The sequence below is a fragment of the Streptomyces sp. HSW2009 genome, from assembly GCF_040240285.1.
In the GTDB taxonomy this organism is placed as follows: domain Bacteria; phylum Actinomycetota; class Actinomycetes; order Streptomycetales; family Streptomycetaceae; genus Streptomyces.
In genome coordinates this window covers 1-10701 of sequence record NZ_JBEHZD010000261.1, presented here as the reverse complement: position 1 = coordinate 10701, position 10701 = coordinate 1, and the positions used below count along the sequence as shown (strand labels likewise).

Genomic DNA, 10701 nt, shown 5'->3' with positions numbered 1-10701 from the left:
GGCGCCGAGGCGGGCCGGCGGGCCGAGCGGTGGCCCCGGCACGCTGGCCGCCTCGTGGGGTGCGGCTCTGGCGCCGAGGCTGGTCCAGTTCGCGGCCGTGGCCAGGTACGAGCACGTCACCCGGGCCGCACAGCAACTCGGCGTGCCCCAGTCCACCCTCAGCCGGGCCATGGTGCGGCTCGAACAGGACCTGGGCGTGGCCCTGTTCGCCCGGCACGGCCGCACGCTCTCGCTCACCCCGGCCGGGCGCACCTTCCACGCCTCGACACAGCGGGCGCTGGCCGAGGTGGAGCGGGCCGCTGAGTCGGTTCGCGCCGACGCCGACCCGGCCGCCGGCAAGGTCGCCTTCGGCTTCCTGCACACGCTCGGCTCGGAGACCGTCCCCGGTCTGCTGCGGACCTTCCGGGCCGACCACCCGCGGGTGCGCTTCCAACTCGTCCAGAACTACGGCGAGGCCATGATCGAGCGCCTCCGCGCGGGCGATCTCGACCTCTGTCTGACCTCACCCGTTCCCGACGCCCCCGACCTGGTCGCCCGCCGGCTGGACGAGCAGAAGCTGAGGCTGGTCGTCCCCGACGACCACCGGCTGGCCCATCGCAAACGCGTCCGCCTCGCCGAGGCGTCCGCCGAACTCTTCGTCACCCTCGAACCGGGCTACGGGCTGCGCCGGATCACCGATGCGGTGTGCGCCGAGGCCGGGTTCACCCCGAAGGTCGCCTTCGAGGGGGAGGAGGCCGAGACGTTGCGCGGCCTGGTCGCGGCCGGCCTCGGCGTCGCCCTGCTGCCCCCGCCCGCGGTCCCACGGCCCGGCGTGGTGGAGCTGACGGTCACGGCGCCGCGCGCGGTGCGCGAGATCGGCGTGGCCTGGCTCGACGGCCATGTGGACACCGCACCGGTAGCGGCCTTCAAACGCTTCCTGCTGAGCCGCCGCGGCCAACTCCTCCCCCGCTGACCCGCCACACCGGGACCCCATCCGCCCTCTCGACGAAAGGAGCCCACCCCGTGCCCATGCCTACACCCTCCGGGCGCCCGCGCCCGCGCCACGGTGCGGTGCCGCACAGCACCGTACGAGGACCGACGAACCCGGCCGACCCGACAGCCCCGGTGGACCGCTGCCGTACGGCCCGCACCTGCCGTGGGGCACACAACCCTGGTCCCCGGACGCCCTTTGGCGCCGTCGTTCAGGCCCACCCCCAGGCCCCCACCCGAGCCCGAACGCCAGCCGCAGCCCGAGCCTCGGCCCCAGTCCGAACGTCAGCCGCAGCCCGAAGCCCGGTCCCAGCCCGGGCCGGAACCCGAATCCGTATCAGAACCCAGAGCCGTGCCAGCGGCGCGCACCCGTGGGTGGCGGTGAGAGCGGTGCTCGGAGTTCCGGCGTCAGACCTTCTCGGCGACGAGCGGGGCGAGTGCCTTGCGGAGGTCGTCCTCGCCGATCGGGCTCAGCGCACGGGCCGCGATCTTGCCGTTGCGGTCGATGAACAGGGTGGACGGAATGCCCTGTGGATTGAAGCTGCCCTTGGGGAAACGCAGCGCGAGCTTGCCCGACGGGTCGTGCCAACTCGGGTAGCGCACCCCGAATTCCTTCTCGAACTTTGTGGCCGGGTCCTTGTCGTGGTCGCTGTTGAGACCGATGAAGACGACGTCGTTTCGGGTCTCGCCGGAGACCTTCACCAGTTCCGGGGTCTCGGCACGACATGGTGGGCACCAGGACGCCCAGAGGTTGATCGCGATGACCTTGCCCCGGTAGTCGGTGAGACGGAGTTGCTTGCCGTCCAAGGTGACCCCGGAGAGCTCGGGCGCGGCCCTGCGCCCGTCCTTGGCCACGGTCTCGACGACACTGGAGCCCTGTCGGGTGAAGGCGGCGTTGCCCTTGCCCTGACCGTCGGTGCTGCTACAGCCGGTGAGCGCCACGGTCGCGGCGAGCGCACCGGCCGCCGCGCCGGAGAGCGCGGACCGGCTGCCGCGCCGGTGCGTACGACTGCGGATACCAGTGGGGCGGACCGGCCGACGAAGAGGCATGCGCACAAGTCTTCCATGGCCCACCCCAGCCCTCCCGCCCACCCCACACCACCCCGCCGAGACCTCGCGCCCCCACCCCGAGCACGCCCCACCCCGCCGTGTCGCGGGTCGGGCATCCCCAGCGGCCCGGCCGCGTCGCGTACGCAGGGCAGGCCAACCCGTACGCCATGCGCAGCACCCCATGGACCCCATGGACCCAGTGCGCCCCGTGCACCCCACGCGCCGGGTGCGGCCGGTCGCGGCCAGCGGGTTCGGCGCCGGCTATCGGCGGAGCGAGGCGCCGAAGCCTGCTGCCAGGGGCATGCGGAGGCCCAGTGGGGGCGGGGCGGCCAGTGCATCCGCAAGTGGACGCGCGTAGTCCTGGTCGAAGAGGGAACCGAGGGCGAAGTCGGCGGCGAGTGCGTACACCTCGGGCCGGTGCTGGTGCAGCCGATGGCCGTCGGTGTGCACCTCGAAGCGGCAGACGGCGCTGTTGATCTTCTTGGCCCGTTCCACCAGCCGGTAGGAGAGTTCGGGGTGGGTGTGGGCGTCATTGGTGCCGTGGACGACCAGGACCCGCCGGCCGATCAGGTGCTTGACGGGGTCCGGGTTGAGCTTCGCCTCCTGGCTCGGCAGCCACGGCGCCAGCGCGAGTACCGAGCCGACCGCCGGGTGCCCACCGGCCCACAGCGCGGCCCGCGCCCCCATGCCCCGCCCGACCAGACAGATCGGTACGTCCCCGTAGCGCCGTACCACCTCTTCCACGGCCCACTCCGCGTCCTGGGCGGGATCGGCGGCGGGGCCGTTCCAACCGCGGTAGCGGTAGCGCACCACGTGCGCGGTCAGCCCCTCGGGCCGGCCGGCCTTGGCCAGCCCGTGTGCCAGGGACCACATCGCGGCGGCCGAACGCGAGGTCGGACGGCGGGTTCCGGTTGGCACGCCGTCCGGCAGCAGCAACACCACGCCGCAGGCGGTCTTCCCCGCCGCCGTCGCCCCCACGGGTCGCCCCAGTCGGGCGCTTCGGTCCGGTCGCTCCGGCAACGATTGCTGAGCCATGTCAGAACGATGGCAGAAGCAACGGTGTACTCCACTACGCGGGCTGGTCACTGTTCCGTATCTATCCGCGCGGCTACCCCAGGCGTTCTACGCGCGTAGGGGCTATGGTGCGCAGATGACGAGCGAGAACATCCAGCAACCGACCCCGGAGCAGATCCGGCGCGCACCCAAGGCTCTGCTGCACGACCACCTCGACGGTGGGCTGCGCCCGGCCACCATCGTCGAACTGACCGCGGACATCGGATACGAGGGCCTGCCCGAGACCGAACCCGCCGCGCTGGGCACCTGGTTCCGCGAGGCAGCCGATTCCGGTTCGCTCGAACGCTACCTGGAGACCTTCGCGCACACCTGTGCCGTCATGCAGACCGCTGACGCGCTGCGCCGGGTGGCGGCCGAGTGCGCCGAGGACCTCGCGGCCGACGGCGTCGTCTACGCCGAGGTGCGCTACGCCCCCGAGCAGCACCTGGAGCGCGGCCTGACGCTGGAGCAGGTGGTCGAGGCGGTGAACGACGGCTTCCGCGAGGGCGAGCGCCGGGCGCGCGCCGCCGGCCACCGCATCCGGGTGGGCGCGCTGCTCACCGCGATGCGGCACGCGGCCCGCTCCCTGGAGATCGCCGAACTCGCCAACCGCTACCGCGACCTGGGCGTCGTCGGCTTCGACATCGCGGGCGCCGAAGCGGGCTTCCCGCCCACCCGCCACCTGGACGCCTTCGAGTACCTCAAGCGCGAGAACAACCACTTCACCATCCACGCCGGCGAGGCGTTCGGACTGCCGTCGATCTGGCAGGCGCTCCAGTGGTGCGGCGCCGACCGGCTCGGCCACGGTGTGCGGATCATCGACGACATCCAGATCGCCGACGACGGCACCGTCAAGCTCGGTCGGCTCGCCAGCTACGTACGCGACAAGCGCATCCCGTTGGAGCTCTGCCCCACCTCCAACCTCCAGACCGGCGCGGCCCCTTCGTACGCCGAGCACCCCATCGGTCTGCTGCGCAGGCTGCACTTCCGGGCCACGGTCAACACGGACAACAGGTTGATGAGTGGTACGAGCATGAGCCGCGAGTTCGAGCACCTCGTGTCGACCTTCCGGTACACGCTCGACGACATGCAGTGGTTCACCGTCAATGCGATGAAGTCCGCGTTCATCCCTTTCGATGAACGTCTGGCGATGATCAATGATGTGATCAAGCCCGGTTACGCCGAGTTGAAGGCGGAGTGGCTGTTCCGTCAGTCCGCCGTTGGCTAGGCCCTGACCTGCACCGCTGTCCTGCGGCCCGGGTGCAGGCGGGGGCGTTGCGGCGGCGTGGATCACTTCCGGCACAACCGACATCCCGCCTCATGTCTGGTGTTTGCGGGCCGTCGGAGCGGCTGGCTACGTTGCAGTGCCGCTCAAGAACCCCGTACCAAGGGAAGATTTCTCATGAAGCAGGGAACGATCAAGACCCTCGGCGTCGCCGCTGTGGGCATCGCCTTCGCCGCCACCGCCGCCGGTACCGCATCGGCCGCCGGTACCGGTCTGGAGCCGCTGACCGGCCCCGCCAAGAACGCGGTCAAGACGCTGCCCAAGGACACCAAGACCCTCCCGCAGCCCAGCGCCGCGGAGGGCCAGGACCCGGTGCAGACGCTGCTCGGCGGGCTGCCGATCGGGGGCTGACCCCGCACCACCAGGGCCGGGCCACGACCGGGTCACACCGGGCGGGCCCGGCCCGGCCACGGGCAGTCGCGCGGCTCGTGCACGGTTCGGGCGGGCCGCACCGCGCAGTCCAGGATGGGCCGCACCACCGGAGACGGGGGTGCGGCCCATCGGCGTTTCCCCACCACGGCCGCCCCTCGCCCCACCGAGGCCGGCCCCGTCCCACGCGCGGGCCGTACCCCGGCGCCCGGCCCAGCACGCCCGCCCCGCCCCGGCGGTCGCGCGTTCGTCGCGCGTCACCAGGCGTGCCGCCGGTACTTGTCGTCGGCGGGTAGGAGCACCCACAGGGCGAGGTAGAGCAGGAACTGGGGCCCGGGCAGCAGACACGAGGCGAGGAAGATCAGCCGCATGGTGCGTGCGGATGTTCCGAACCGGTCGGCCAGTCCCGCACAGACACCGGCAATGATCTTGTTGTCCTGGCGGCGTACGAGCGGCGTGGACATGGGGCCTCCTGTGAGTCGTGGTCACGTCCCCGGCCGGGCCGGGGACCATCCATGACTCCACGCTAGGCGCGCCCGCCGCAGGTGGCCTCGGTCTACGGTGCGATCCCGACCCTCGGCAGCGTCGGGGTCAACCCCGAGGCCGCGTCCTCCCGCGCCGGGGCCGGCGGGTGCGCGCGGCCCGCCCTGCGGCGGAGGTGGCCGCGTACGGCGGGCACCACGGCGAGGTGGGCCAGGGCGACCCCGGCCGTGTTGATCAGGACCGTGTCCACGTCCACGACCTGGCCCGCGATGCTGCCCTGCGCCAGTTCGACCAGGCAGGAGATCAGGGCGCTGGCCAATACGGTGCGTACCAGCGAGGCCAATCTGTGGGCGTCGATCCGGCCCCCGACCAGCGGGAACAGTACGCCCAGCGGGGCGTAGAGCAGCAGCTCGCGCCCGATGCGGCGGGCGGCCTCGGCGAAGCCGATCTCCAGGTCGCCGCGGATCGACGCCAGCGGTTCCAGATTGCCGGCCGTCACCCATGGGGCGGTCAGCGGGCGCAGGGAAACCCAGCCGATGAAGGCGAGCTGCGCCACGAGGAGGAGGATGCCCGCGACGCGGAAGCGGATGTCGGCCGTGCGGCCGGAACCATGTCCCTGCACGCAAGTCAGGACGCGGCCTCCCGGCATCCCGGTTCCGCACCCCCCACGGTGACGACCCTCACGCTCCCCACCCGACCGCCGTCCCCACCCGACCGACACCCTCGCCCGACCGGCACCCCCACCTCACCTCACCTGACCCCCACCCCACCGTCCCTGACGAACACCCCGCCGACCCCTCCGGGTCACCCCGACCCGCCCCGCTGAGCCCGTCCGGGCCGACCCCGACCCAGCCCGTCCCGTACGCCCCGACCGGCCGAGGGCCCGTACGACCGGTCGCAGCCCCCACCCGTACGGAAGGGCCCAGGCCGGAGCCGCATGATGCGTACGCGGCTGACGCAGCCAGAGACACCGGACTCGGGCCAGCACGCCCAGCGGGGGCTACCCGACCCAGAACCGGTCCCAGGACACGAGCCAAGGGCACGCCTCAAGCCCTCACCCCACCGAGCCCTCACCCCACGGAGCCCCCACCCACCTCAGCCACCCCACACAGCCCCCGGCGCACCCAGCAGCCGCCCCACTCACTCGGCCAGCAACGTGCCCGAGCTCTGCGCACTCGCGGGGTGGTCCCGCAGGTCCGTCCCGCACTCGTAGCGCATGAGGCGGCCCCGGTCAGTCGCCGCCTCGCCCCGCGCCGCGGCCGGGCCGCCGAGCACCACCGTGCGCGCCCCGCGGACCGCGGCGGTCTGCGCGAAGGTGCAGACCACCTGGGCGAGTGCCTCCGGGGGCAGGTCGGCGGGCTCCTGGGTCAGCCGCAACGCGCCGGCCGGGTCGCCCGCGGCTGCCGCCGCGACCTGCACGCTCGACGGGACCGCGGTGCTGAAGCCCGCCTCCCGCTCGGGCTGCGAGGGCTGCCGCTGCAACTGGCCGAGCAGCGCCTTCGCGAACTCCGCAGGGCGCGGGTTCTCGTCGCCCTTGGGCAGTTGCAGCGCCCGCGGTACGGGCTCCAGGCGTGCGGCGCACAGCAACTGCACGGTGACGGCGACGTCCGTACGCGGCCGGGCGGGCGCGCTGCTGGCCTGGGTGTCGCAGGAGGCACGCGAGGGCGCGCCGCCCGCGTCCACCGGTACCGAGGTGCCCCGGATGCCACACCCGGCCACCAGGAGCGCGGCCACCAGCCCGAAGGCCCCGAGCGTGACCGCCCGGGCTCGCTGCCCGCCCGCCGCCCGCCGGCCAGGCCCATGACCGGGCCCGGCCACCACCGGAAGCGCCACTGAACGCGCCACTGAGGACGCCCCCGCGGCCTGGGGGTTCATCGCTCGCTCCTCTTGTCCTTGCGGTCCCGGTCCTTCTTGCCGTCCTTCTTGCCGGTTCGCTCCGTCTTGTCCGTGCCCTCGATCACCCGGGAGGCGTCCATCGGCAGCCGCAGCGTGAAGACGGCGCCGCCCTCGGACGAGTTGGCCGCGGTGATCTCGCCGCCGTGGATGTGCGCGTTCTCCAGCGCGATGGACAGGCCGAGCCCGCTGCCCTCCGAACGCGGCCGGGAGGCACTGGCCTTGTAGAAGCGGTCGAAGACGTGCGGCAGTACCTCTTCGGGGATGCCGGGGCCGTGGTCGTGCACCTCGATCAGCAGGTCGTCGGCGGCGGGCCGGATCGACACCCGGACCGGCGAGCCGCCGTGCTTGAGCGCGTTGCCGATCAGGTTGGCCAGGATCACGTCGAGCCGTCTGGGGTCGAGCCGGGCCATGATGCCCCGCTCGGCGTCCAGCTCCACCGCGTCCAGCCACGCCCTGGCGTCGATGCAGGCGGTCACCTGGTCGGCCACGTCCACGGTGTCCAGGACCAGCCGGGCGGTGCCCGCGTCGAAGCGGGTCACCTCCATCAGGTTCTCCACCAGGTCGTTCAGCCGCCGGGTCTCGGAGACCACGAGTTGCACGGCGGGCGCGATCATCGGGTCGAGCGAGTCGACCTCTTCTTCGAGCACCTCCGTCACGGCGGTGATCGCGGTCAGCGGCGTCCGCAACTCGTGCGACATGTCGGCGACGAACCGCCGGCTGGACGCCTCCCGCGAGCTCAGGTCCTCGACCCGCTTCTGCAACGACTCGGCGGTACGGTTGAACGTACGGGACAGGTCGGCCAGCTCGTCCGTGCCCGAGACGCGCAGCCGGGTGTCCAACTTGCCCTCACCCAGCTTGCGCGCGGCATCCGCGAGCTTGCGCACCGGCCGCAGCACCGTGGCCGCCGCGGCCTGCGCCAGCAGCGCGGAGCCGATCAGCGCGAGCCCGGTGGCGATCCCCAGCGACCAGGCCAGCGAGTTGAGGTCCATCCGCTCGGTGTCGAGCGACTTGAGCATGTAGCCGGTGGGCCCGCCGCCGATCACCTTGGCGCCGCCGACCAGGTAGGGCTCGCCGTCCAGTGAGATCCGCTGCCAGTACAGGTGGTACTCGTACGCGTTGGAGCTGTCGAGCTCGCGCCGCTTGTTGACCGCCTTCTCCAGCGCCTCCGGCACGATCCCGCGGTGGAACGTCTTCTCGTCGGAGTACGCGGCGCAGCCGGGCCGGCCGCCCCGGTCGGTCAGCAGCAGCACCTCGTACTTCTGCGAACTGCTCGCCATCTGTTGGGCGGCCACGTCCAGGTCACGACAGTCCGGTTGGCGCGGCAGGGTACGGGTGATGTCTTCGAGGGACTTGTTGAAGTCGTCGAGCGCGGCGTTCTGCGTCCGGTTCAACACGGCGTCGCGGTTGAGCCAGTACGCGATGCCGGACGCGGACGCGGCGGCGACCAGCGCCACCACGGCGAACACCAGCATCAGCCGCACCCGCAGGCTCATCCAGCGCAAAAGCCCCGCAGCCCAGCCCCGTACTCGACTGGGCTCATCCGTCACTGGGGAGCATCCAGTCGGTACCCGACCCCACGCACCGTGCGGATCAGCGTCGGCGACGACGGCACGTCCTCGACCTTGGCGCGCAACCGCTGCACACAGGCGTCGACCAGCCGAGAGTCACCGAGGTAGTCGTGCTCCCACACCAGGCGCAGCAACTGCTGCCGGGACAGCGCCTGCCCCGGGCGGCGGCTGAGCTCCAGCAGGAGCCGCAGTTCGGTGGGGGTGAGCTGGAGGTCCTCGCCGTTCTTGGTGACGGTCATCGCGGAGCGGTCGATCACCAGCGAGCCGAAGGACGCCGAGTCGTTCGCCTCCCGCTCGCCGCGGCGCAGCACGGCACGGATGCGGGCGTCGAGCACCCGCCCCTGCACCGGTTTGACCACGTAGTCGTCCGCGCCGGACTCAAGGCCCACCACGACGTCGATGTCGTCGTTGCGCGCGGTCAACAAGATGATCGGTAGCTGATCGGTGCGCCTGATGCGGCGACACACCTCAAAGCCGTCGATACCGGGCAGCATCACATCCAACACGATCAGATCTGGCCGCTGCTCGCGCAGCAGTTGCAGGCCGTCCTCTCCTGACGCCGCGGTCGCCACACGGTGGCCCTGGCGGGACAGAGAGAGTTCGAGGGCCGTGCGGATGGCGTCGTCGTCCTCGATCAGCAACAGGAAAGGCACATTGGTCATTCTGGCCTACAGGTGGGCTGGAGTTCGACCTGCGGGGCCGTGCGGCCGGCCCGTCGGACTCCGAGCGTCCGATAGCCGGACGGCTCGCCGGCCCCGCGGCCCCTGTGACAGGGCTGTGACAGTCGACGGACAACGTGATGAAACTGGCTTGCCAATCTTTTGGTCACCGGGCGGAACCCACCCGGTGGCAACAGACTCAGCAGGCTCCAAGACGGGGGGCGCGGCATGAACACCTTGCACGGCACGGCAACCAGCGCAGGTATTCGAACGCGCCTACATGCCGGTTGGAGTCGGACAGGCTCCCAGACCGAGTCTGGGGGAGAGAAGTCCGGTGCTGTGAGCGGGCGGGGGTGCGCTCGCAGCACCGGACGTCAGCGGCCGTCGATCATGTATGTGGCAGCCGTTGACGCGGCCACGGAAGCCCGCGGGGGCACCGCGGTCGCCGTAGGCCAGCAGCAACACGGGGGAGAAGCGAGTGGGGAGGGGCAGCGCGGCAGCCGGGCCGAGGCGGAGTTCACCGCCTACGTCCAGGAGCGCCGCGCCTCCCTGTTCGCCACCGCCTACCACCTGACGGGGGACCGTTACGAGGCGGAGGACCTGCTCCAGAGCGCGCTGTTCTCCACCTACCGCGCCTGGGACCGCATCAGTGACAAGGCGGCGGTCGGCGGCTATCTCCGCCGCACCATGACCAATCTGCACATCAGCGCCTGGCGTCGACGCAAGCTGAACGAATACCCGACCGAGGAGTTGCCGGAGACCGTCGGCGACCACGACGCGATGCGCGGCACCGAGCTGCGCGCCGTGCTGTGGCAGGCGCTCGCCCGGCTGCCCGAGATCCAGCGCACCATGCTGGTGCTGCGCTACTACGAGGGCCGGACCGACCCGGAGATCGCCGACATACTCGACATCAGCGTCGGCACCGTGAAGTCCAGCATCTGGCGTTGGGGGCGCGCCCCCCCCCCCCCCCCCCCCCCCCCCCCCCCCCCCCCGGGGGCCCGCCCCCCGGGGGGGCCCCCCCCCGCCCCGGGGGGGGCCGCGCCCCCCCCCCCCCCCCCACGGCACGCTCGCCTTCGGGCGGGACGAAGAGGAGTCCTTCGGCGAGCTGGTGGCCTGAAGGCTGGGGGAACGCGGGGCCGTCTCCTCGGGGGAGGGACGGCACCCGGAAGCACGGGGGAAGTACGGGGGGAAAGCACGGGGGCCGTCTTCTGGGGGGAAGACGGGAAGCACCTGAGGGGGGAAGCCCCGGCGGGCGGGGGGGGGGGGGGGGCCCGGGTGGCCCCCCCGGGGGGCGGGGGGCGCCGCCGGGGGGGGGGGGCGCGCGGGGGGGGGGGGGGGGCCCCCCCCCCCCGCCCGGCCCCCCCCCCCC

General features: G+C 72.5%; 10 protein-coding genes and 1 pseudogene. 4 read left to right on the top strand and 7 right to left on the bottom strand.

Going from position 1 to position 10701, the window contains the following annotated elements:
* Positions 1-43 precede the first annotated feature (43 nt).
* The gene (locus AAHZ94_RS19545) at positions 44-952 is read left to right on the top strand and encodes a LysR family transcriptional regulator (RefSeq protein WP_349994261.1); all 909 of its coding nucleotides are present in this window, start codon (positions 44-46) and stop codon (positions 950-952) included.
* A 425-nt stretch (positions 953-1377) separates the two neighbouring features.
* Here AAHZ94_RS19545 and AAHZ94_RS19540 read toward each other — a convergent pair whose 3' ends face one another.
* Together AAHZ94_RS19540 and AAHZ94_RS19535 are read right to left on the bottom strand one after the other, a co-directional pair.
* Positions 1378-2019 (bottom strand): TlpA family protein disulfide reductase, encoded by a 642-nt coding sequence (locus AAHZ94_RS19540; protein ID WP_349994259.1) that lies wholly within the window; start codon positions 2017-2019, stop codon positions 1378-1380.
* A gap of 261 nt (positions 2020-2280) precedes the next feature.
* Positions 2281-3054: an alpha/beta hydrolase family protein gene (locus tag AAHZ94_RS19535; RefSeq protein ID WP_349994258.1), complete on the bottom strand. Its 774-nt coding sequence runs from the start codon at positions 3052-3054 to the stop codon at positions 2281-2283.
* A 115-nt stretch (positions 3055-3169) separates the two neighbouring features.
* Here AAHZ94_RS19535 and AAHZ94_RS19530 point away from each other — a divergent pair, with 115 nt between their 5' ends.
* Positions 3170-4300 (top strand): adenosine deaminase, encoded by a 1131-nt coding sequence (locus tag AAHZ94_RS19530; protein WP_349994257.1) that lies wholly within the window; start codon positions 3170-3172, stop codon positions 4298-4300.
* 174 nt (positions 4301-4474) lie between these two features.
* Positions 4475-4708, top strand: a complete 234-nt coding sequence (locus tag AAHZ94_RS19525; RefSeq protein ID WP_349994256.1) for a hypothetical protein — start codon at positions 4475-4477, stop codon at positions 4706-4708.
* 275 nt (positions 4709-4983) lie between these two features.
* Here AAHZ94_RS19525 and AAHZ94_RS19520 read toward each other — a convergent pair whose 3' ends face one another.
* The 5 genes from AAHZ94_RS19520 to afsQ1 form a co-directional block, all read right to left on the bottom strand.
* On the bottom strand, positions 4984-5190 hold the full coding sequence (locus tag AAHZ94_RS19520; RefSeq protein WP_349994255.1) for a PspC domain-containing protein: 207 nt from the start codon (positions 5188-5190) through the stop codon (positions 4984-4986).
* Positions 5191-5282: 92 nt separating this feature from the next.
* A complete protein-coding gene (locus AAHZ94_RS19515) occupies positions 5283-5831 on the bottom strand; it encodes a VanZ family protein (RefSeq protein WP_349994254.1) in 549 nt (182 codons plus the stop codon).
* 518 nt (positions 5832-6349) lie between these two features.
* Positions 6350-7084 carry a hypothetical protein gene (locus AAHZ94_RS19510; protein ID WP_349994253.1) on the bottom strand — a complete coding sequence of 245 codons (735 nt, stop codon included), beginning with the start codon at positions 7082-7084 and terminating at the stop codon, positions 6350-6352.
* A complete protein-coding gene (locus AAHZ94_RS19505; RefSeq protein WP_349994252.1) occupies positions 7081-8598 on the bottom strand; it encodes an ATP-binding protein in 1518 nt (505 codons plus the stop codon). Before AAHZ94_RS19505 ends, AAHZ94_RS19510 begins: the two co-directional genes overlap by 4 nt.
* 50 nt (positions 8599-8648) lie before the next feature.
* Positions 8649-9326, bottom strand: a complete 678-nt coding sequence (gene afsQ1, locus AAHZ94_RS19500) for a two-component system response regulator AfsQ1 (RefSeq protein ID WP_349994260.1) — start codon at positions 9324-9326, stop codon at positions 8649-8651.
* Positions 9327-9560: 234 nt separating this feature from the next.
* On the opposite strand from afsQ1, the pseudogene AAHZ94_RS19495 reads away from it, so the two are divergent.
* Positions 9561-10277, top strand: a pseudogene (locus AAHZ94_RS19495) (SigE family RNA polymerase sigma factor); the annotation flags it as partial.
* Positions 10278-10701: the final 424 nt, after the last annotated feature.

What these genes read in the sequence shown, in the direction of transcription:
- AAHZ94_RS19505 (WP_349994252.1), bottom strand. Translation starts at nt 8,598, where the DNA reads ATGAGCCTGCGGGTGCGGCTGATGCTGGTGTTCGCCGTGGTGGCGCTG.
- AAHZ94_RS19530 (WP_349994257.1), top strand. Translation starts at nt 3,170, where the DNA reads ATGACGAGCGAGAACATCCAGCAACCGACCCCGGAGCAGATCCGGCGC.
- AAHZ94_RS19535 (WP_349994258.1), bottom strand. Translation starts at nt 3,054, where the DNA reads ATGGCTCAGCAATCGTTGCCGGAGCGACCGGACCGAAGCGCCCGACTG.
- AAHZ94_RS19510 (WP_349994253.1), bottom strand. Translation starts at nt 7,084, where the DNA reads ATGAACCCCCAGGCCGCGGGGGCGTCCTCAGTGGCGCGTTCAGTGGCG.
- AAHZ94_RS19525 (WP_349994256.1), top strand. Translation starts at nt 4,475, where the DNA reads ATGAAGCAGGGAACGATCAAGACCCTCGGCGTCGCCGCTGTGGGCATC.
- AAHZ94_RS19540 (WP_349994259.1), bottom strand. Translation starts at nt 2,019, where the DNA reads ATGCCTCTTCGTCGGCCGGTCCGCCCCACTGGTATCCGCAGTCGTACG.
- AAHZ94_RS19520 (WP_349994255.1), bottom strand. Translation starts at nt 5,190, where the DNA reads ATGTCCACGCCGCTCGTACGCCGCCAGGACAACAAGATCATTGCCGGT.